This is a genomic window from Neobacillus sp. FW104-15D2 (assembly GCF_058790155.1).
Window position 1 is genome coordinate 168,780 of sequence record NZ_JBYTCJ010000004.1, and the last position, 21,028, is coordinate 189,807.

Genomic DNA, 21,028 nt, shown 5'->3' on the forward strand with positions numbered 1-21,028 from the left:
TGATGAAACAAGTAGAAGTTCTTTTCAATAGGGAAGAACATATGTGAGGAGACGATTGAGTCCATATAATTGTGTAAAAAGAAAGAGTCATTTTATTCACTCTTGGCAACACTGTTTTCAACTACGATAAACAATGAAAAGAGGAATAATAATGACTCACTTACAGTTTAACCTAGATATGGACCTTTTAAAAGAATCAGTTATGAATTCAAATATTGATGCAGTGGTTAGGTCAGCTATTGTTTTAGTTCTAAATGAGTTTATGGAAAAAGAGAGAGATGACTTCTTAAACGCTGCTGCTTATGAACGTTCTACAGAGCGTCGGGACTATCGCAACGGTTTCTATGATCGGGAATTAACTATGAGTATAGGTAAGTTAAAACTAAAAGTCCCTAGAACTCGCAATGGGGAATTTTCAACTTCGGTCTTTGAAAAATATGCCCGTTGCGATCAGGCACTTGTCCTCTCTATGTTAGAGATGGTCATCAATGGAGTCTCCACCCGGAAGGTTACTCACATTGTGGAACAGCTATGTGGTGAAACCATTTCTAAATCATTTGTTTCTTCTCTTACCCAAAAGCTCGATCCCATTGTTAATGACTGGGCAAAACGGCCTTTAAATGTAATGTATTTTCCTTATGTTTTTGTCGATGCCATGTATATTAAAGTACGTGAACATCACCGGGTTGTCTCAAAAGCGGTTTATATCGCTACTGCTATCTCAGAGAAAAACAAACGTGAAATACTCGGTTTGAGTGTTGATCATGTTGAAAATTATGAGAGCTGGAGCAAATTCTTACAACAACTTAAATCCCGAGGTCTTCAATCACCTAATTTGGTCATCTCAGATGCACATCAGGGACTTCAAAAAGCAATTCAAAGGGAATTCATCGGAACCAGCTGGCAAAGATGTAATGTGCATTTCAAACGGAATATCATTGAAACAATCCCTAAAAAAGACTCAGACGAATTCCGCCTGATGCTTAAGCGTGTTTTTGAAGCTGTTACAATTGAGGATATACGGAAATTCAAAGATGAACTGATGACCCGGTTTAGCGAAGACAAAAAATATGAGAAAGCACTCGGCATATTAGATGAAGGTTTCGAAGATACCATTCAATACATGAACTTTCCCGAAAAAATACGCTCTCATATCAGAAGTACCAATTCTCTTGAACGCTTAAATCAAGAAGTTCGCCGAAGAGAAAAAGTGATTCGTATCTTTCCAAATACGCAATCTGCTTTCCGCCTCGTAGGGGCCGTGTTAATGCACTATCAAGAAACCGTTTATTCCAAAAAAAATGCACTAAACAATAGCACAAAATGATTTTTCAGCTAAACTTCCATTATGGATGATTTCATATCCAGGACAGACTGTCAAAGTGAAAAGCCTTTGACAATCTGCACTGGATATGAAGAATGAAACCCATGGAAGTCTCGCTCAAAAATGAAAAGGGTTTGGATCACAGCCCACAATTTTTAGTTGAAAACATTTGCATTCGATTTTACACAATTAATAGGACTTGACTTGAGGAGACCGGCTAGGGTCGGTCTTTTATGTGTGAAAAGTAGAAGTTTGGGAAAAAGGAGTAGAAGTTTCCGGGAAACAAGTAGAAGTTCTTTTCAATAGGGAAGAACATATGTAAGGGGACCGGCTGGGGCCGGTCTTTTTAGTGTAAGAAGTAGAAGTTTCGGAAAAAGGAGTAGAAGTTTTGCGAAAAGAGGTAGAAGTTTTAGTGAAACAAGTAGAAGTTCTTTTCATTAGGGAAGAACATATGTAAGGGGACCGGCTGGGGCCGGTCTTTTTGGTGTAAAAAGGCAGAACGGTATCTAACTGCCCCTTTAAAAATCTTCAACACTCCACAGTGAATCTTTTTGCCCGCCCAAACGTACTATTTATAAGAGGAACGGCCCATTATGGCCATTCATAAGAACGTTAGGGGAGTTGACTGGATTGGAAACTAGAAGGATCCTTTCTTCACTTTGTTATTTTAGTATTTTCTTTGCAGGCTTTCTTTTTCCGCTGGTAGTGTATTTGGCCTCAAACGATCACGTTACAAAACAACACGCAAAAGCTGCCTTACTTTCGCATCTTATTCCATTAATCCTAATTCCACTGTTTGTTATGAGTATTTTTTACGATATGAGCAGGATGGCGGATAGTATACCTATTTTGACATTGATTACATCCATCGTTATGGGATTGGTAAGCCTGGCTGTGGTTATATGGAATATCGTTAAAGGCGTAAAGGCTTTACGGGCGGAATAAATATAATAAGTCAGGAAAAATTGGGGAGGGAATGGTATGCAGAACGAACGGAAACGGATTTTGAAAATGGTGGAGGAAGGAAAGCTAAAGGTTGAGGAAGCATTGACCCTGCTTGAGGAATTGGATAAAGCAGAGAAAACGATGGCTCAAAAGCAGGCGGAAATAGTCAATGAATTAACTACTGCTGTTCACTTTGAAGAGGCCAAGAAGGAAGAGCCGTTTCAGTATAAATTTCAGTCAGCAAAAGATAAAATTTTTGAATTTGTTGATTCTGCTCTGAAAAAAATTAAAGATTTTGATTTGGACTTTAACTTTGGGCAGTCCGTTGAAATTTCCCATATCTTTCAGCAGAACGGTGTTTATTTAAAAGAGATGGACCTGGATATTGCCAATGGTTCGATGAAGGTTGTTCCATGGAACGAGCAAGATGTGAGGATTGAATGCCAGGCGAAGGTGTACCGTGTAGAGACACAGGAACAGGCCCGGCAAAACTTTTTAAAGGATGTATTCTTTGCCATTGAGGGAGAGAAGCTCCGTTTTGGAACCCAGCAGAAATGGATGAAGGTAGAGGCGATTGTTTATATTCCTCGGACCGAATACGAGAGAGCGAGAATCAGAATGTTTAACGGCCCGATTAGTGGTGAAAACTTGAATATCGGAGACCTTCGCGTGAAGACTGCAAATGGAAAAATTGAATTTACAGCTTTTGAAGGGAATCGAATGGAAGCTGAGACTGCGAATGGATATATAAAGATTGAACATAGCAGGATTTCAGCATTGGAAGCGGAGACCATTAATGGAGCCATTGAGCTTTCAGGTGATTTTAAAAAGGCAGAGGCTCAAACCTTAAACGGGAATATCTCCTGTCATTTAATGGGGAAAAGCTGTGAAAATTTTTCTGCCAAAGGAACTACAGGAAGCATTGATTTATTTTTACCGGCTGGAACAAAGGTGGACGGTGAGCTGAGAAGCAATTTGGGCAGTTTTAATGTTAAGCTCGAGGGCATTCAGATTGTTGAAGAAAAAAGTGAAAAGCTCCAAAAATTACTCCGCTTTAAGTCTATTGAAACAGCAGGAGCAACTAAGATATTCGCTGATACAAAAACAGGGGCTATCACTGTTGATCAGTCTGATATCGTGAATTTATATAAGTAAGGAGGGATAGTCATGAATAAGCTGATTAGGTCCAAGTCCAATCGGAAGCTGGCCGGAGTGCTGGGAGGAATTTCAGAAAGAATAGGAATGGATTCAACTTTGCTTCGGGTTCTGTATCTCGTACTCTTTTTGTTTACAGGATTTTTTCCAATGGGGCTTCTTTATATTCTGCTGATTTTCATTATGCCAAATGAAGGAAACTATAAATGAGGTGGATAGCCGGAATTATTATTAATGCCGTTTTGTTTATGGCGTTTGCAGGATATTTTCAGGGGAGTTTTCATTTAGACGGATTTACTTCTGCCCTGGAGGCAAGTTTATTGTTGTCCATTTTAAATATTTTGGTCCGTCCTGTGCTAATCCTTTTGACACTGCCAGTTACCGTCCTGTCGCTTGGTCTGTTTTTGTTTGTTATTAATGCCATTACCCTTATGCTGACCGACAGGCTGATGGGGAGCTCGTTTGATATCTCGGGATTCGGGATGGCTCTCCTGGCAGCCATTTTAATGTCGGTCATAAATTTAATCGTTCAGAAAACTCTTTTTGAAAAAAGTAAGCGCAGCTAATTGCTGCGCTTATTTTTTCGTTTCGAAGTCTATGAAAACATCATGGCCTTCAGCCTTTAATCGTGAGGCGAGTGCTTCCGCATTTTTTCGATCCGTAAAGGCACCAACCTGCAGATGATAAAGTCCATCCCGCTGAGAGCCTGAAGCGGTAGGCGCTGATGCATTTGACGCGGTGGCTGAACTAGGCGCAGGAGCAGGGCTCGATGCAGGTTTTGGAGCTGGTGTAGAGTCAGCTTTCACTGCTGATTTCTTCACTAAATGGTATTGTTCCGCAATTCCCCTTGTAATTGCTTCAGCGCAGGTTCGCCGATAGGAATCAGATTCCAAAAGAGCCTCATCTTCCTTATTAGTCATAAAACCGCATTCTGACAAAATCGCTGTCATATTGGTTTCCCTGAGAACATGGAAATTGGCCGTCTTTATGCCGCGGTTCCTCTCACCGGTCATTGTCACCAGGTATTTTTGAACCTTTTGGGCAAGCTCAACTGCTTCTTTTGGTCTTGTCGTATATACGAATGTTTCAATTCCGCTTGCTTCATTCCAGGTTGTTCCCGACGCATTGGCATGAATGGAAATGTAGGCATCCACCTTTAGATGGTTTGCGGTATCGGTTCTTTCTTTTAAAGGAACATCTCGTTCGTCGGAGTGGGCAAAATAAACGGTAACATTTTGATAGGTTTCAAGAAGGGACTTTACATAGGAAGCAACAACACGGTTAAATTCGTATTCTCTCATTCCGTTAAAACTTCTTTTGCCTGGTGTGTTAAACCCATGGCCGGCATCAATCATGAATTTCATTCCATTCATCTCCTCTCTGTTTCTATCTTTAATATATGGAAAATAAGCTAGAAAGGTCAGGGACAAATTAAAAGGTAAAAATTGGCTATAAGCAGACAGATACCTAAATCGGTATCTGCCTGCTTTTTATATATTTCTCTTTAATTTATGAATGAATCTATAACGGTCCGCCCGATAAATGGATTTTACAAATTCGAAGGGTGTTCCGTCGTCCAGGGAAGCTGTCCGCATGATTAACAGGACAGGGGCTCCTTCCGAAACCTCCAGCAGCTCTGCCTCTGACTCTCTGGCTGCGGCTGCTTCAATCTCCTGGTAGGCTTCACTTATCCGGCGGGATGAATTTGTTTCAATATATTCATATAATGACCTGTTGCTGTTTTCCTCCGTGAGGCCTGGCACAACATCCGCCGGAACATAGGTGTATTCAAGGGCCATTGGTATCCCATCAGCAAGACGGACGCGGACGATTTCATAGATGGAATCTTTTTCAGATATTTTCAGCTGGCTAGAGACCTGGATATCGGCAGGAATGATTTTAAAAGAAAGCAGCCGGCTGCTTGGTGTCATTCCCCGTGCCAGCATGTCCTCTGTAAAACCCGTCAGCCATTCCAAATCCTGTTCAATCTTTTTCTTACTGACAAATGTTCCTTTGCCTTTTTGGCGGTATAAAAATCCCTCGCTTACCAGATTGTTAATGGCTTGTCTGACAGTCATTCTGCTTATTTCATACCGTTCGGCATACTCCCGTTCAGAAGGAATCATTTCATCTGGCAGGAGTGTCCTGTTTTCAATCTGCTCTTTTAAAAAATTCTCCAGCTGATGATAGATCGGTATAGGTGATTGTTTATTTATCATTAAAAGTCTCCTTCGAAAACGGACTTAAATATATTTTAAAGCTTCTTCATCCGCAATGATCGTGACATTTTCATGAAGCTTAAGAGCAGAGGCGGGGAAGCTTTCATCACAATCGCCACTGATTAGCCGGGAAATGGCTTCTGCCTTCGCCTCTCCGGAAGCAAGCAGAAGGATTTCTCTGCTGTCCAGAATGGTTGCGATTCCCATGGTAATTGCCCTTTTTGGAACATTTTCAAGAGAAGGGAAAAATCTTGAGTTCGCCTGGCGAGTACTTTCGGCGAGGTTCACAATATGTGTTCGGGTGCTAAATGGTGTTCCCGGTTCATTAAAGCCGATATGCCCATTTTGCCCAATTCCCAGCAGCTGAAGATCAATACCGCCTCTACCTCTGATTAGCTCGTCATAACGTTCACATTCCCTGTCCAGGTCGTCCGCCATTCCATTAGGAATCGCTGTATTTTCAGCATTGATGTCTATTTGGTCAAACAGATTTTTTTTCATAAAAGAATGATAGCTATTAGGGTCATCAATAGCAAAATCTATATATTCGTCAAGGTTAACCGTTTGAACATTTATATAAGAGGTTCCATTCTTGAAATGGTCGGAAATTAATTGTTCGTATACCCCGCTTGGCGTGCTCCCTGTTGCAAGCCCTAAAGTCAGCTTTCCAGCTGAGCGGATTTTATGCGTCATTATATTAGCCGCCGCCTGGCTCATTTCCTGATAATTGGCTGTTCGAATGATTTTCATCCTTCTTTTTCCTCCTTTTTAAAAGCAATTTCGCCGCGGCATAATGTTAATTCCACTTCGAATTGATCATTTAACACGGTAATATCTGCGTCTTTTCCTGCTGTGATGCTTCCTTTTCGTTCAAGAACACCGAGCTGCCTTGCTGGATTGGTGCTTGCCAATTGAACTGCTTCCAAAAGCGTCAATTCCGTAAACTTCGCAATATTTCTGACTGCTTCATTCATTTTTAAAATACTTCCCGCTAATGTCCCGTCTTCTAAAAGAGCTTTTCCATCGGCAACATGGACGTCCTGTCCGCCCAAATCGTAAACTCCATTTTTAAGGCATTTAGCTCTCATGGAGTCTGTTATCAAAAGTGTTCCATCTGTTCCCTTGGCAGACAGGGCTAGTTTTAACATTTGAGGATGAACGTGGATGCCATCAGCAATTACCTCAATCATCAGCTCTTTAAAAAGAAGGGCCGATCCTGCAGTTCCCGGTTCCCGATGATGCATTCCTCTCATTCCGTTAAAAAGATGGGTAATCTGTCTTGCTCCTGCATATACAGCTGCTTCTACTTCATCAAAAACGGCATCCGTATGGCCGATTGATGCAATCACACCACTTTCTTTTAGAAAGCGTATAAATTCTAATCCGTTTTCCATTTCAGGTGCGATAGTAACCAGTTTTATATGTCCCCCGGCAAGCTTCTGCCACTGCTTGAATAAATCAAGATCCGGCTTGAGAATATACTCCCTTGGCTGCGCTCCAGCACGTTTTTCATTTATAAATGGACCTTCCAGATGGATTCCAAGTATTTCAGCACTTCCAGTCTGGTTATCCTCTTGAATATAGCTGCCTGCATTTTCCAAAGCCTTTTCTATATTAGTTTTTTCCTGAGTAATAGTGGTCGCCAGAAAGCTTGTTGTTCCTTCCCTGGCAAGAGCTTCGGCAATCGTTTTGAGTGCCTCAGGTGTAGCATCCATCGTATCAGCGCCTGCAGCTCCGTGAATGTGAAGGTCGATAAATCCCGGAACAACTGTCTGGCCTTTTGGTATTGAAATTTTTTCAGCTTCAGGAAAACGAAGCTCTGCATCTTTAAGAGGCCCGATTTCCATAATCTTTTCATTTTCTAGATATATATAAATTTCTTCCTTTATTTCTTTTTCCAATACAGCTTTCCCTTGAACAAGCAGAAGAGTGCCCACATTACCAGCTCCTATCGATAATAGCTTTTATAAAATTATTATATTGATTTGTGGTTTAGTTGTCTATACCAGTTAGAGGTTCTAGTACCACTTTTCACACAAAAAAGTAGCTCAATTCGCATTCGTTCATTTGGTTCTTTGCTGAAAAGTGCTAAAATAAGAGGAATCGTGGAAATAAAAATTAAATCCGATTTTCGGATGCACTGCCATATTAATGATTTGCAAAAAAGGAGGGCTTCGTTTGGGAAAGGTACGCACCAAAGATATCTATGAAAAATTTGACCTTGAGCTAGTGAGCGGAGAGGAAGGAATTAACCGCCCGATCATCACTAGTGATATTTCCAGGCCTGGTATGGAAATAGCCGGCTACTTTAAATATTATCCTGCTGAACGGATTCAGCTATTAGGAAAAACTGAACTGTCTTTCTTCAATGAGCTGCCGAAACAGGAACGTATTAACCGGATGGAACAGCTTTGTACAGATATTACTCCGGCTATCATAGTTACAAGGGGATTTGAAGTTCCCGAAGAATTAATGGAAGCCGCAGAACGGGAATCCGTCCCTGTATTAAGAGCTAATATGAAAACGACCCGTTTTTCGAGCCGACTGACAAACTTTTTAGAAAGCAAACTTGCTCCAACAACTGCCGTTCATGGTGTACTTGTTGATATATACGGTATCGGCGTGCTAATTACCGGTAAAAGCGGGGTTGGTAAAAGTGAAACGGCGCTTGAATTGGTTAAACGCGGCCACCGGTTGGTAGCGGATGATTGCGTGGAAATTCGTCAGGAGGACCAGGATACACTCGTCGGAACTTCTCCTGAACTGATTGAGCATTTGCTTGAAATCCGAGGCCTTGGAATTATCAATGTCATGACCTTATTTGGTGCGGGAGCGGTTCGAAGCAATAAACGGATTACCCTTGTTATCAATCTTGAGATCTGGGATTCTAAAAAGCAATATGATCGCCTTGGTCTGGATGAAGAAAAAATGAAGATTATTGACACTGATGTTACAAAACTTACGATTCCTGTACGTCCAGGTCGAAACCTTGCTGTTATTATCGAGGTAGCTGCAATGAACTACCGTCTGAAAAGGATGGGAGTTAATGCTGCCCAGCAGTTTACGGAAAGACTTTCAGATGTAATTGAAGACAACGATCATGACGATATGTAGGAAATGATTTGGGGATGAGGAGCCTAGGGTGATCCCATAGGCTTCACTTATAAATAGAGAACAAAGGAATAAGGAGAATGTTCATGGAAAAAAACATACACCCGCTTGATCCAATCGCTTTTAGCCTTGGGCCGATTCAAGTTCACTGGTACGGCATTATTATCGGATCTGGGCTTGCGCTGGCGCTGCTTCTTGCTATTAGGGAAGGTGACCGCAGAGGGCTCCAAAAGGAAACTTTTCCTGATTTAATGCTATGGGCAATCCCAATTGCCATTATTTCTGCAAGAATTTATTATGTCCTTTTTGAATGGAATTATTATAAAAGTCATCCCGGGGAAACCTTTCAAATATGGCACGGGGGAATCGCCATTCACGGGGCTCTGATCGGTTCTGTTCTCACAGCCTACTTTTTTACAAGGTCAAGGGGAATTTCTTTCTGGAAGGTTGCTGACATTGCCGCTCCAAGTATTATTCTGGGCCAGGCAATCGGCCGCTGGGGAAATTTTATGAATCAGGAAGCCCATGGGAGAGAAGTAAGCAGAGCATTTCTTGAAAATTTGCATTTACCAGACTTTATCATTAACCAAATGTATATTAATGGTGCTTACTATCATCCTACTTTTTTATATGAATCATTATGGGATTTTGCCGGGGTCATTTTGCTGATTGCACTGCGAAGAGTGAACCTGCGCCGCGGGGAATTGTTTTTATCATATGTAATCTGGTATTCAATCGGAAGATTCTTTGTAGAAGGAATGAGAACAGATAGCTTAATGCTTACCCAGACTCTTAGAATTGCCCAGGCCATATCCATCGTCCTGATTGTCGTGGCAATCATTGCTATCATTATCAGAAGGAAATCTGGAATGGCAAATCATAGGTATCAGGATTTAGAAAATAATTAATCAATGGGGGATGGAACATGCTGATTGGCTCTCTCAAAAGGGGCTTGCTGGTTGGACTCAAGACAACTTGGACATTGGGGAAAATTATCTTCCCTGTCACTCTAATCGTGGCAATTTTACAATATACACCTGTTCTTCCCTGGCTGATGAAGCTGATAACACCCGTGATGAAGCTAATTGGCTTGTCCGGGGATGCCGCTATTCCGCTCGTTCTGGGTAATTTCCTGAATTTATACGGAGCAATCGGTGCCATTTTAACCCTTCATTTTACTGTAAAAGAAGTTTTTATATTGGCTGTCATGCTTTCGTTTTCGCATAATTTGTTAGTTGAGACAAGTGTAGCTGTAAAAGCAGGCGTGAAGGTTTGGATCGTTATTGTGACCAGGCTTGGCCTTGCTTTTCTCTCAGCGATTGTGATTAATTTGGTGTGGCATGGTGGTTCAAATACGGCTATATATGGACTTATTCCTGATCAAACAGGACATGCCCACGGGATTATCCAAATACTTCTCCAAGCCGTCCAAAAAGCAGGGCTAGGTATTTTACAGCTAGCTATGATTGTTTTGCCATTGATGATTGTTATTCAAATTTTGAAGGACTATAAATGGCTTGATATTTTTTCAAAAGGCATGGGGCCGATTACACGCTCCCTGGGTATGAAGGAAAATACCTCTACAACTATGGCTGCTGGTCTTTTGTTTGGTCTGGCCTATGGTGCAGGCGTTATGATTCAGGCAGTAAAAGAGGATGGCGTCAGCAAGAAGGATCTGACACTAGCGTTTATTTTTCTGGTGGCCTGCCATGCGGTGGTAGAGGATACTCTGTTATTCATTCCGCTGGGGATACCAGTTTGGCCTTTATTCCTGATACGCATTGGTGTTGCAATCGTACTAACTCTATTGGTCGGCTTTATTTGGAAGCGAAAAGGCTTTTTAAAAAGAAAGGAAGCAACGTATGAGCAATAAAATAACAACCATCTTATTTGATCTTGATGGAACATTAATTGATACAAATGAATTGATTATTTCTACTTTTATGCACACACTCGATAAATATTATCCAGGCAAGTATCAGCGAGAGGATGTATATCCTTTTATGGGCCCAAGTTTGATGGACACTTTTTCAGGGCTGGATCCAGACCGGGTGGACGAAATGATACTCGAGTATCGCACGTATAATCTTGCGAATCACGATCTGCTTGTTAAGGAATTTGTAGGTGTAAAGGATACGGTTCATACGCTGAAAGAGCGCGGCTACAAGCTTGGAATCGTAACAACTAAGCTCCACGATGTTGTCCTTAAAGGGTTAAGGCTGATGGATCTTGAACCTTATTTTGAAGCAGTAGTGGCTTTAGACCATGTCGAAAAGGAAAAACCGGATCCAGAACCGGTTTTGAAGGCACTGGAGCAGCTAGGCGCAAAACCTGAAGAAGCCATTATGGTGGGTGATAACTACCATGATATTCTGGCTGGAAAAAATGCAGGCACAAAAACGGCAGGAGTAGCCTGGTCCATGAAAGGCCGCGACTATCTGGCCAACTTTGAACCAGACTTCATGCTTGAAAGTATGGCAGACATATTGGCGATTCTCGGAGAAGAATAAGATGAGGAATACAACCCGTTATCCGGTTGAAGGCGCCAATTCTCTGTGGCATGTATACAAAACCGTACCTTTTAGGAAGGTTGTCAAAAATTTTATTGTCATTCAGCTGGCACGATATACTCCGTTTCTGGGAATGAAAAATTGGCTCTATCGGACTTTTTTAGGAATGAAGGTTGGGGATCAGACTTCGTTTGCCTTAATGGTCATGCTGGATGTTATGTTTCCGGAAAAAATAAGTGTCGGTCGCAACACCGTTATCGGCTATAATACAACGATACTGGCACATGAATATTTGATTAAGGAATACCGCCTCGGACCAATTGAAATCGGGAGCGAGGTCATGATTGGCGCCAATTCAACGATCCTTCCGGGAGTAAAGATTGGCGACGGTGCTATTGTCTCTGCCGGAACACTTGTCCATAAGGATGTTCCTCCGGGGGCATTTGTTGGCGGAAACCCAATGAAAGTAATTTACACGAAGGAAGAACTGGCCGAACGCTGGTCGAGTGATCCTATTTACGGAAAACAGGCATAGAAATGTGCCTGTTTTTTTGTGGCGTAAATCCGAAAAATAGAGGTTGAAAAAATGTTGATAAAACTCCAAGCGTAATCGATAAAATGCCGAAAATGATTGAAAAAAATCCAAGCGTAATCGATTGAATACCGAATTGATTGATAAAACTCCGATCGTAATCGATAGAATACCGAATTGATTGATAAAATTCCAAGCGTAATCGATAAAATGCCGAAAATGATTGATAAAATTCCAAGCGTAATCGATAGAATGCCGAATTGATTGATAAAATTCCAAGCGTAATCGATATAATGCCGAAAATGATTGATAAAACTCCAAGCGTAATCGATAAAATGCCGAAAATGATTGATAAAACGCCAAGCGTAATCGATAAGATGCCGAAAATGATTGATAAAACGCCAAGCGTAATCGATATAACGCCGAAGATGATTGATAAAACCTAAAAACCAATCGATAGAGGACAAAACAGGTCATGAATAGAAAACTATATGAAAACAAATTGGCGTAAAGTTTTCAATTGACGGGAAGTATGAGAAGGAGTAAACTACATATAACTTTATTTTACTACCATATTAGCGAACTAAAGGATTTTGACAATTTCCTATAGTTAAAGATAAAAGGATGGATAACTATGACCCGCCTGTTTATGTTTGAGAAGCCGCTTGGCATGAGGGATACCCTGCCAGAGCTATATGAGAAAAAACACGAGATCCGCACACTGATGGAAGAGGGAATCAAGCTGTGGGGCTATCAATTTTTAGAAACACCAACCTTAGAATATTTCGAAACCGTTGGATCTGCATCCGCGATACTGGATCAGCAGCTTTTTAAATTACTGGACCAGCAGGGACATACGCTTGTCCTTAGACCGGATATGACAGCACCGATTGCCAGGGTGGCTGCTTCCAGAATGTTAAAGGAAGACCTGCCGCTCCGAATTGCCTATGCTGCTAATGTATTCAGAGCTCAGCAGCGAGAGGGTGGACGTCCTGCTGAGTTTGAGCAGATTGGCGTTGAATTTTTAAATGATCCAACGGTTTCAAGTGATGCTGAAGTGATTGCCCTGATGATTGACTCGCTGAAAAGCACAGGGCTCGAAAGTTTCCAGCTTTCCATTGGCCATATCGGCTTTGTTCAGGATTTATTTTTGCAGATCCTAGGAACTGAAGATCGAGCTAATACATTAAGAAAGTTTTTATATGAAAAAAATTATGTTGGATACCGGGAGCATGTTCGGTCACTTGCCCTATCTTCAATAGATAAGCAGCGTTTGCTTGATTTTCTTGATTTACGCGGCGGAGAAGATGTCATTGAAAAAGCTTTTGACATTATCGAGAATGAGGAAGGCAGGGAAGCGCTGCAGGAGCTTAAGGAATTATGGAACATTATCAGTGATTATGGCGAGCAGGGACGTGTAAGATTTGACCTGACGCTCGTCAGCCATATGAGCTACTATACCGGTGTGCTTTTTGAGGCATATGCTGGCGATGTTGGTTTTCCGATTGGAAATGGCGGCAGATACGGCAGGCTGCTTGAAAAATTCGGAAGACCTGCAAGTGCCACTGGATTTGCTGTTAGGCTTGACCGCTTGCTCGAAGCACTCGGTGGAAACGGCAGCAAAGAACCAGTAATATGCATTTTCTTTAGCCAGGAACGAAGGCAGGAAGCATTTAAAATGGCACAGGAGCTGCGGGCGAAGGGAATTCGGGCAGCCCTGCAGGATATTAATGGCGTAAAAAATGTAGATACTTTTTCAAGCAAATTTGAAGATGCCGCTTACCTGTTAGGAAAAGCGGGGAAGGAGCAGCCAAATGAGTAACTGGCTGACGATTGCTATGCCGAAGGGCAGAATTTTTGAAGAAGCAGCTGAACTGCTTCGCGAGGCAGGTTATGCCCTTCCTCCGGAATTTGATGAATCCCGAAAATTGATTATAGAAGTCGAACAAGAAAAACTGCGGTTTATACTGGCAAAACCGATGGATGTTCCTACATATGTAGAGCATGGTGTAGCCGATCTCGGAATAGCCGGAAAAGATGTCATGCTTGAAGAGGAACGCGATGTTTACGAACTCCTTGATTTAAAAATAAGCGGCTGTTATTTGGCTGTTGCAGGATTACCTAACACGAAAATGAATGAAGTTGCTCCTAAAATTGCATCGAAATACCCCAATGTAGCGGCTGCGTATTTCCGGGAGCAGGGGGAGCAGGTTGAAATTATTAAACTGAATGGTTCCATTGAGCTTGCGCCTATCATTGGTTTGGCAGACAGGATTGTGGATATTGTTTCAACAGGGAGAACGCTTGTTGAAAACGGGCTGGTCGAATATGAAAGAATTGTCGATATAACTTCCCGCCTGATTGTAAATCCAGTAAGCTACCGAATTAAAGATGAACCCATTACTCAGCTCGTGGACCGGTTAAGCAAGGTAGTTGCAAAGGTGGGGAATGTAAGGTGAAAATTTTACAAGTTCAGGATATAGCGTCTATAAAAAGATCAATCGATGCAGGAACAGCCGAACAGCAAGCGGCTGTAAAGGAAATTATCGAAAACGTACGCACACGTGGCGATGAAGCCTTAAGAGAATATACAAAGAAATTTGACCGTACAGATATAGATTCTTTTTGTGTTAGCAGTGAGGAAGTTGAGGAAGCCTACAGTGAGATGGACAAGAATTTTGTTGCCATTGTCCGGGAGGCTGCTGAAAACATTCGCTCCTTTCACGAAAAGCAGCTCCGCCCTTCCTGGATGACGACCGAGGAAAACGGAACCATCCTTGGCCAAAAAATTACTGCTCTTGATTCTGCCGGTGTTTATGTACCCGGAGGAACGGCTGCCTATCCATCTTCCGTTTTAATGAACGTGATTCCAGCCCAGGTGGCAGGGGTGAAAAGAATCGTGATGGTTTCTCCTCCAGGTGAAAATGGAAAGCTGCCTGCTGCTGTACTGGTCGCAGCAAAGGAAGCAGGAGTAGGGGAAATCTTTAAGGTTGGCGGAGCACAGGCGATAGCTGCCCTTGCATATGGCACGGAATCAATTACAAGAGTGGATAAAATAACAGGACCGGGAAATATTTTTGTCGCATTGGCAAAACGTGAGGTTTTTGGGGATGTTGATATTGATATGATTGCCGGACCGAGTGAGATTGCTATTCTCGCAGATGATACGGCACGTGCCAATGAGGTAGCGGCAGACCTTTTATCCCAGGCTGAACACGATGCCAGAGCCTGCAGTATCTTGGTGACAACATCAGCCCAATTGGCTGAAGAGGTTTCTGCTGAAGTGGAAAGACAGCTTGAAGTACTGCCTAGAAGGGAAATAGCTTCTGCATCCATTCGCGATTACGGTGCTATTTATGTAGCATCAAGCATGGATGAAGCAGTAGAAACAATCAATGCTATTGCTCCTGAGCATTTAGAAATCATAACGGAAAATCCAATGGAGCTTCTGGGGCAAATCCGCCATGCGGGAGCAATTTTTATTGGAAGATATAGTTCAGAGCCAGTCGGAGATTATTTTGCCGGTCCGAATCACGTACTGCCGACAAACGGAACGGCCCGTTTTTCAAGCCCTTTAAATGTAGATGACTTTCAAAAGAAATCAAGTGTCATTGTATATAGTGAGCAGGCCTTTAGGGATAATGCTCCTAAAATTGCCGAGTTTGCACGGATGGAGGGCCTTGAAGCCCATGCACGGGCAGTAGAATCACGTTTTAAATAGTATGAGGGAGGACATGGAAATGGAAAGAACAGCGAGTGTCGTGCGGAACACCAATGAAACGCAAATTAAGCTTCAGCTTTCAATAGATGGGGAAGGACAGTCAAATCTTGAGACTGGAGTTCCTTTTATGACCCATATGCTTGATTTATTTACAAAGCATGGCCAATTTAACTTAACCGTAGATGCCAAAGGAGATACTGAGGTTGATGACCACCACACGACTGAAGATATCGGCATCTGTTTGGGACAGGCGTTAAGAGAAGCGCTTGGCGATAAAAAAGGGATCAAACGTTACGGTAATTCATTTGTTCCAATGGATGAAGCATTAGCTCAAGTAGTGGTTGATTTGAGCAACCGTCCGCATCTGGAAATGCGTGCCGAGTTTCCTAGCCAAAAAGTGGGCACCTTTGATACGGAACTTGTTCATGAGTTTTTATGGAAGCTTGCCCTTGAAGCAAGGATGAATCTACACGTTATCGTGCACTATGGAAAAAATACACACCATATGATTGAGGCTGTTTTTAAAGCATTAGCCCGTGCGCTTGATGAGGCGACAACCGTTGACCCGCGCATTAAAGGAGTTCCGTCAACGAAAGGAATGTTATAAATGATCGGAATTGTGGATTATGGCATGGGTAACCTTTTCAGTGTCAGTAAAGCACTCGAAAGGCTGGGAGCCAATTACTTTCTATCAGGAGATAAGGCTTCGCTGATGGATGCAGATGCGCTGCTTCTGCCTGGGGTTGGATCCTTCCGGGATGCAATGGAAAAGCTGAATGAGGATGGCCTGTCGGATATGATCCGGGAGTTTGCAGCAACAGGCAAGCCTTTACTTGGAATCTGCCTCGGCATGCAGCTTCTTTTTGAAGAAAGTGAAGAGAATGGGCCGGCAAAGGGATTGGCTCTATTGCCAGGCAGGGTAAGACGTTTTCCAGGCACGAAAAATGATTCCCCCTATAAAGTTCCCCATATGGGCTGGAACCGGCTTGAGTTTGTAAAGGAATCATCAATACTTAAAAACGTTCAGGAAGATTATGTGTATTTTGTTCATTCCTATTATGTGGATGCTGCTGAGTCAGAAGTAGTAATGGCTAAAGCATCTTATAATGAGGATGTTGCGGCCATTGTGGGCCGGAACAATTTATACGGAATGCAATTTCACCCTGAAAAAAGCAGTAAGCTTGGAATGGAGCTTTTGAAAAACTTCTTGGAGCTTACTGAAGAAAGGAAGACCGTTCAATGAGCATTATTATTTACCCCGCGATTGATATGAGGGGCGGGAACTGCGTCCGCCTTTTACAGGGGGATTATGATAAGGAAACCATTTATGGCGATTCCCCGTTTGACATGGCAAACCGCTTTGCAGCAGAAGGCGCTGAGTGGATACATATGGTGGACCTTGATGGAGCAAAAGACGGTAAAAGAGTAAACGACCGTTTCGTCATTCAGGCTGCCAAAGAGTTAGATGCTAAAATTCAAATTGGCGGAGGGATCAGGACCGAGACCGACATCCTCCATTATCTTGAAAATGGCGTGGAGCGAGTCATTATCGGAAGCGTAGCTGTTTCAAATCCTGAGTTTGCCTTTGAGATGATTAAAAAATATGGTTCAAAAATGGCAGTTGGCATTGATGCGAAAAATGGCTATGTAGCTACGCATGGATGGCTCGATACCTCTGAGGTTAAAGCTGTTGAGCTTGGAAAAAGATTTGCCGATGCGGGAGCGGAAACATTTATTTTTACGGATATCGCAACTGACGGTACTCTTTCGGGCCCAAATATAGAAGCAGTCATGGAGATGGCAGAAGTAACAGGAAAAAGTGTCATTGCCTCGGGAGGAATTAGCTCTCTTGAAGATCTTATTACAGTAAGAGAAGCTGCTTCAAAGGGTGTCAGCGGAGCAATTGTTGGAAAAGCCCTATATGAAAATCGATTTACACTGCCAGAAGCATTAGCTGAGATGAAAAAATAAGCGTTACCGCTTTATATGGAGGCAACTTATTATGCTGACAAAAAGAATTATCCCATGCCTTGATGTTAAGGAAGGCAGGGTTGTGAAAGGCATTCAGTTTGTGCAGCTCCGCGATGCCGGCGATCCTGTTGAGCTTGCCCGGTTTTATGATGAGCAGGGGGCAGATGAACTTGTTTTTCTGGATATCTCGGCGTCTTCAGAAGGCAGGAAAACAATGGTCGAGGTTGTTAAGGCTGTTGCATCTGAATTGGCTATACCTTTTACAGTCGGTGGGGGAATTAACTCGCTCGATGATATGAAAAGAATATTAAGAGCAGGAGCGGATAAAGTTTCCCTTAACACCGCTGCTGTTATGAATCCTGGACTTATAAATGAAGGGTCAAACTTTTTCGGGGCCCAGTGTATTGTTGTCGCAATCGATGCAAAGTACGACGAAGAATGGGGAACCTGGCGAGTATTTACTCATGGAGGCCGGACCCCTGTTGATAAAAAGGCTATTGATTGGGCTATAGAAGCTGCAGAACGTGGTGCCGGAGAAATTTTATTAACGAGCATGGACAGTGATGGTGAGAAAAAGGGCTTTGATTTAAGTCTGACACGGGCGATAAGCGAAGCTGTTTCCATTCCTGTCATTGCCTCAGGCGGAGCGGGAAATGCAGCCCATTTTAGAGATGCCTTTACAGAAGGCAAGGCGGACGCCGCCCTTGCTGCATCCATTTTTCATTATAAAGAAACCTCTGTAGAAGAAGTGAAACATTTTCTAAGAGAAGAAGGAGTGACGGTAAGATGAACCCAGAAGAAATAAAATTCGATGAAAAAGGCCTCGTACCTGCCATCATTCAGGACGCAGCTACAAGAGAAGTTCTAACACTTGCTTATATGAACCGTGAATCCCTGGAAAAAACAATTGAAAGCGGTGAAACCTGGTTTTACAGCCGATCCCGTCAGGAGCTGTGGCACAAGGGTGAAACAAGCGGTAATACACAATCTGTAGTGGAAATGAAATATGATTGTGATAAGGATGCACTTCTTGTTTTGGTTAATCCTAAAGGACCTGCCTGCCATAATGGTACGACAAGCTGTTTTACCGGCAGCGGTAGTCAAACTAATTCTGACACAGGCAGCTACACTATCCTGGAGACGCTGGAAAAACTAATCATGGACCGTGAAGCCCAGCGGCCAGAAGGAGCATATACCACCTACCTTTTTGAAAAAGGTGTCGACAAGATACTGAAAAAGGTTGGAGAAGAGAGCGCAGAGGTTATTATCGCCGCCAAAAACCGCGATCCTGAAGAGCTCAAATGGGAATCAGCCGATCTCATATACCACCTGATGGTTCTTCTTGTAGAGCAAAAGCTTCCATTCAATGAGGTTCTTAAGGTATTAAATGAAAGACATAAAAAATAGGCAGCCAATTGGCTGTCTTTTTTTGGGTTTAAAAACTAATTGTAGCTTTTCGCTTTAAGTGCTCGCTTTCCGCGGGCGGCTCGGGAGCCTCCTCGTCACTTCGTTCCTGCGGGGTCTCCCCTGAACCGCTTTTCCCGCTGGAGTCTCGCACTTTCCGCTACAATCAACATAGATAAAAATCTCTATTGTTTTGACGAACTGCCCGTTACCTAGCTGTGATATTTTCTGAGCCCGTGTTTCTCGAGGGGGGCGCACTTTCCTTAAATTAAAGTACACCTTAGACGTTTAATAAAATTAATTCCGCAAAATTTGATTGTGTTTCCGCCAGGTTGGACCTCTTTTTCGCCAATTAAAAATTTATTCCGCCAAATTTAACTTCTATTTCGCCGATTTTATATATAATTCCGCCAAGCTCAATTCAGCGGCGTACCACTCTCAAACTTTATTCTGGTAATTGTATCTTGGTTTACCAGCAGGTTAGTCTCTTTACCAATAAGATATTGGGAAAATAATTTATTTCCTGGGTCAGAAGGCTGGTGAAGTTTCTGAAATCCTTCTCGTACGTGCCATTATTGTGATATACTACTCTAGTTATTATGGTTTGATGGAGGACTTCATGAGTAAAGACTCTAAAGCAAGAAAACAAAAGGGGAAAATCCTTTCATTTATTCCGACGGGGGAATACTATTTTACCAAGGGGCTTAAAGCCTTCCACCGCCGTGATTTTATAAAATCTAAAAAGTATTTGCAGCGAGCTCTTCAGCTTGAACCGGGTGAGCCGATGATTGCGTGCCAGCTGGCCATCGTTTGGACCGAGCTAGGAGATTATGAGCAATCAAATAAGCTGCTGCATCTTATCTTGGAAGAATTGGATGATGAAATGGCCGAGTGCCATTATTTTTTAGCCAATAATTATGCCCATATGGGCTTTTTTAAAGATGCCTATAATCATGCCAAACTCTATTTAGAGCTGGAGCCTGAGGGTGACTTTATGGAGGATACTGAAGACCTCATTGAGCTGCTTACTCTCGAAGAGGATGATATGGATGACGAACTCTATGAAGAGGATGATTTGATCGCCAAACAGGAACAGGCAAGAGACCTGCTGGAATCCGGTTATTTTCCAAAGGCAATCGAACTGCTGAATTCAGTGGTGGAGGAATATCCGGAATATTGGTCAGCTTATAATAATCTGGCATTGGCCTATTTTTATCTCGGTGAAGCTGAGAAAGCTGAATCCATTTTAATGGATGTTCTTACACGCAATCCCGGGAATTTACACGCGCTGTGTAATCTTCTCGTTTTTGCTCATTATTTGAAGCAGCCAGAAAAGGTTTCCCATTTGATTGGGATCCTGAAAAAAGTCACTCCTCTTTTAACAGAGCATCAATTTAAGCTTGGGGCAACATTTGCACTTGTTGGTGAATATGAGTCCGCTTATGTTTGGCTGCGTAAGCTTTATAAAAGTGGATTTAACGGTGATGGCCCTTATTATTACTGGTTGTCCTATGCTGCTTACCATACAGGTCATGAAAAAATGGCCCGGACAATGTGGGAGCTGGTACTTCAAGTGAGCCCGGAAAAAGAAGGCCTTGAACCATGGAATGAGACTAGGGAGCCAATCAATGGCTTTGAAGATCATGTAGAATCTATCTATCAGAAATTGGACAGCGATTATCTGGAAGAACGATTATTTGCTCTATTTCTTATTTCTGTATCTGAGAAAAGGGATTCACTGCTCTCCGCAAAACGTGTAACTCAGAATGACAAACTGTCATTGCTTGAACAGGAATATCTGCAGATGATTAAGACAGGTAAGCGGAAGCGTTACTCTCCTGCTGCTGATGCAGATGAGGTTGCCAAGATTTTATATGAGTTCCACCAGCCAATCGGTACCATGGAAGCCGGTTTGTACCTAATGTGGTTTTCAGTGTTTGCGGAAGCATTAAAGACAGGGGCAGAAATACAAAATAAAACAGCTTGGGCCGCTGCTATGGACTTTATATGGTCAAAACTGCGCGGTGTGAAATTATCACAAAAGGTGATTGCCGGGCAATATGGCATTTCAGCCTCCACCATCGGAAAATATATTAAATTGGTGAACTCCTGTCTGCAGTGAGCAGATGTATGGAC

24 protein-coding genes are annotated in these 21,028 nt (G+C 42.5%); 20 read left to right on the forward strand and 4 right to left on the reverse strand.

Features of this window, described 5'->3' with window-relative positions:
- Window positions 1-151 precede the first annotated feature (151 nt).
- The 5 genes from AC3WR0_RS05340 (at window position 152) to AC3WR0_RS05360 (ending at window position 3,990) form a co-directional block, all read left to right on the forward strand.
- The gene (locus AC3WR0_RS05340) at window positions 152-1,327 is read left to right on the forward strand and encodes an IS256 family transposase (protein ID WP_492551332.1); all 1,176 of its coding nucleotides are present in this window, start codon (window positions 152-154) and stop codon (window positions 1,325-1,327) included.
- A 627-nt stretch (window positions 1,328-1,954) separates the two neighbouring features.
- Entirely contained in the window at window positions 1,955-2,269 is a 315-nt protein-coding gene (locus AC3WR0_RS05345) for a magnetosome magnetite crystal formation protein family (protein WP_492551333.1), read from the forward strand.
- Window positions 2,270-2,305: 36 nt separating this feature from the next.
- On the forward strand, window positions 2,306-3,424 hold the full coding sequence (locus tag AC3WR0_RS05350) for a DUF4097 family beta strand repeat-containing protein (RefSeq protein WP_492551334.1): 1,119 nt from the start codon (window positions 2,306-2,308) through the stop codon (window positions 3,422-3,424).
- 12 nt (window positions 3,425-3,436) lie between these two features.
- Window positions 3,437-3,634, forward strand: coding sequence for a PspC domain-containing protein (locus AC3WR0_RS05355; RefSeq protein WP_492551335.1), 198 nt, complete (start codon window positions 3,437-3,439; stop codon window positions 3,632-3,634).
- Complete coding sequence (locus tag AC3WR0_RS05360; RefSeq protein ID WP_492551336.1) at window positions 3,631-3,990, forward strand: phage holin family protein; 360 nt, start codon at window positions 3,631-3,633, stop codon at window positions 3,988-3,990. Before AC3WR0_RS05355 ends, AC3WR0_RS05360 begins: the two co-directional genes overlap by 4 nt.
- A 9-nt stretch (window positions 3,991-3,999) precedes the next feature.
- Here AC3WR0_RS05360 and AC3WR0_RS05365 read toward each other — a convergent pair whose 3' ends face one another.
- The 4 genes from AC3WR0_RS05365 to nagA form a co-directional block, all read right to left on the reverse strand.
- A complete protein-coding gene (locus AC3WR0_RS05365; protein WP_492551337.1) occupies window positions 4,000-4,788 on the reverse strand; it encodes an N-acetylmuramoyl-L-alanine amidase in 789 nt (262 codons plus the stop codon).
- A 126-nt stretch (window positions 4,789-4,914) separates the two neighbouring features.
- The gene (locus AC3WR0_RS05370; protein ID WP_492551338.1) at window positions 4,915-5,643 is read right to left on the reverse strand and encodes a GntR family transcriptional regulator; all 729 of its coding nucleotides are present in this window, start codon (window positions 5,641-5,643) and stop codon (window positions 4,915-4,917) included.
- Window positions 5,644-5,667: 24 nt separating this feature from the next.
- Complete coding sequence (gene nagB / locus AC3WR0_RS05375; RefSeq protein ID WP_492551339.1) at window positions 5,668-6,393, reverse strand: glucosamine-6-phosphate deaminase; 726 nt, start codon at window positions 6,391-6,393, stop codon at window positions 5,668-5,670.
- Window positions 6,390-7,580 (reverse strand): N-acetylglucosamine-6-phosphate deacetylase, encoded by a 1,191-nt coding sequence (nagA, locus tag AC3WR0_RS05380; protein ID WP_492551340.1) that lies wholly within the window; start codon window positions 7,578-7,580, stop codon window positions 6,390-6,392. The genes nagB and nagA overlap by 4 nt, the downstream gene beginning before the upstream one ends.
- 241 nt (window positions 7,581-7,821) lie before the next feature.
- On the opposite strand from nagA, the gene hprK reads away from it, so the two are divergent.
- The 15 genes from hprK to AC3WR0_RS05455 all read left to right on the forward strand — a co-directional run bounded on the left by hprK (window position 7,822) and on the right by AC3WR0_RS05455 (window position 21,014).
- Window positions 7,822-8,757 carry an HPr(Ser) kinase/phosphatase gene (gene hprK, locus AC3WR0_RS05385; protein ID WP_027321956.1) on the forward strand — a complete coding sequence of 312 codons (936 nt, stop codon included), beginning with the start codon at window positions 7,822-7,824 and terminating at the stop codon, window positions 8,755-8,757.
- Between the two features lie 83 nt (window positions 8,758-8,840).
- Complete coding sequence (gene lgt, locus AC3WR0_RS05390) at window positions 8,841-9,662, forward strand: prolipoprotein diacylglyceryl transferase (protein WP_492551341.1); 822 nt, start codon at window positions 8,841-8,843, stop codon at window positions 9,660-9,662.
- Window positions 9,663-9,679: 17 nt separating this feature from the next.
- Window positions 9,680-10,627: a nucleoside recognition domain-containing protein gene (locus tag AC3WR0_RS05395; RefSeq protein WP_492551342.1), complete on the forward strand. Its 948-nt coding sequence runs from the start codon at window positions 9,680-9,682 to the stop codon at window positions 10,625-10,627.
- Entirely contained in the window at window positions 10,617-11,264 is a 648-nt protein-coding gene (gene ppaX / locus AC3WR0_RS05400; protein WP_492551343.1) for a pyrophosphatase PpaX, read from the forward strand. Before AC3WR0_RS05395 ends, ppaX begins: the two co-directional genes overlap by 11 nt.
- A gap of 1 nt (window position 11,265) precedes the next feature.
- Window positions 11,266-11,799 carry an acyltransferase gene (locus AC3WR0_RS05405; protein ID WP_027321960.1) on the forward strand — a complete coding sequence of 178 codons (534 nt, stop codon included), beginning with the start codon at window positions 11,266-11,268 and terminating at the stop codon, window positions 11,797-11,799.
- A gap of 257 nt (window positions 11,800-12,056) precedes the next feature.
- Complete coding sequence (locus AC3WR0_RS05410; protein WP_492551344.1) at window positions 12,057-12,242, forward strand: hypothetical protein; 186 nt, start codon at window positions 12,057-12,059, stop codon at window positions 12,240-12,242.
- A gap of 188 nt (window positions 12,243-12,430) precedes the next feature.
- Window positions 12,431-13,618, forward strand: a complete 1,188-nt coding sequence (locus AC3WR0_RS05415; RefSeq protein WP_492551345.1) for an ATP phosphoribosyltransferase regulatory subunit — start codon at window positions 12,431-12,433, stop codon at window positions 13,616-13,618.
- Window positions 13,611-14,255 carry an ATP phosphoribosyltransferase gene (gene hisG / locus AC3WR0_RS05420; protein WP_492551346.1) on the forward strand — a complete coding sequence of 215 codons (645 nt, stop codon included), beginning with the start codon at window positions 13,611-13,613 and terminating at the stop codon, window positions 14,253-14,255. The genes AC3WR0_RS05415 and hisG overlap by 8 nt, the downstream gene beginning before the upstream one ends.
- Entirely contained in the window at window positions 14,252-15,517 is a 1,266-nt protein-coding gene (gene hisD / locus AC3WR0_RS05425) for a histidinol dehydrogenase (protein ID WP_492551347.1), read from the forward strand. The genes hisG and hisD overlap by 4 nt, the downstream gene beginning before the upstream one ends.
- Before the next feature lie 19 nt (window positions 15,518-15,536).
- Window positions 15,537-16,124 carry an imidazoleglycerol-phosphate dehydratase HisB gene (gene hisB, locus AC3WR0_RS05430; protein ID WP_492551348.1) on the forward strand — a complete coding sequence of 196 codons (588 nt, stop codon included), beginning with the start codon at window positions 15,537-15,539 and terminating at the stop codon, window positions 16,122-16,124.
- Window positions 16,125-16,760 carry an imidazole glycerol phosphate synthase subunit HisH gene (gene hisH, locus AC3WR0_RS05435; RefSeq protein ID WP_492551349.1) on the forward strand — a complete coding sequence of 212 codons (636 nt, stop codon included), beginning with the start codon at window positions 16,125-16,127 and terminating at the stop codon, window positions 16,758-16,760. It begins immediately after the preceding gene.
- Window positions 16,757-17,488, forward strand: coding sequence for a 1-(5-phosphoribosyl)-5-[(5-phosphoribosylamino)methylideneamino]imidazole-4-carboxamide isomerase (hisA, locus tag AC3WR0_RS05440; RefSeq protein ID WP_492551350.1), 732 nt, complete (start codon window positions 16,757-16,759; stop codon window positions 17,486-17,488). Before hisH ends, hisA begins: the two co-directional genes overlap by 4 nt.
- Before the next feature lie 31 nt (window positions 17,489-17,519).
- Complete coding sequence (gene hisF / locus AC3WR0_RS05445) at window positions 17,520-18,278, forward strand: imidazole glycerol phosphate synthase subunit HisF (protein ID WP_492551351.1); 759 nt, start codon at window positions 17,520-17,522, stop codon at window positions 18,276-18,278.
- Window positions 18,275-18,895 (forward strand): bifunctional phosphoribosyl-AMP cyclohydrolase/phosphoribosyl-ATP diphosphatase HisIE, encoded by a 621-nt coding sequence (gene hisIE, locus AC3WR0_RS05450; protein WP_492551352.1) that lies wholly within the window; start codon window positions 18,275-18,277, stop codon window positions 18,893-18,895. Before hisF ends, hisIE begins: the two co-directional genes overlap by 4 nt.
- Before the next feature lie 616 nt (window positions 18,896-19,511).
- The gene (locus tag AC3WR0_RS05455) at window positions 19,512-21,014 is read left to right on the forward strand and encodes a tetratricopeptide repeat protein (RefSeq protein ID WP_492551353.1); all 1,503 of its coding nucleotides are present in this window, start codon (window positions 19,512-19,514) and stop codon (window positions 21,012-21,014) included.
- The last annotated feature ends 14 nt before the right edge of the window (window positions 21,015-21,028 follow it).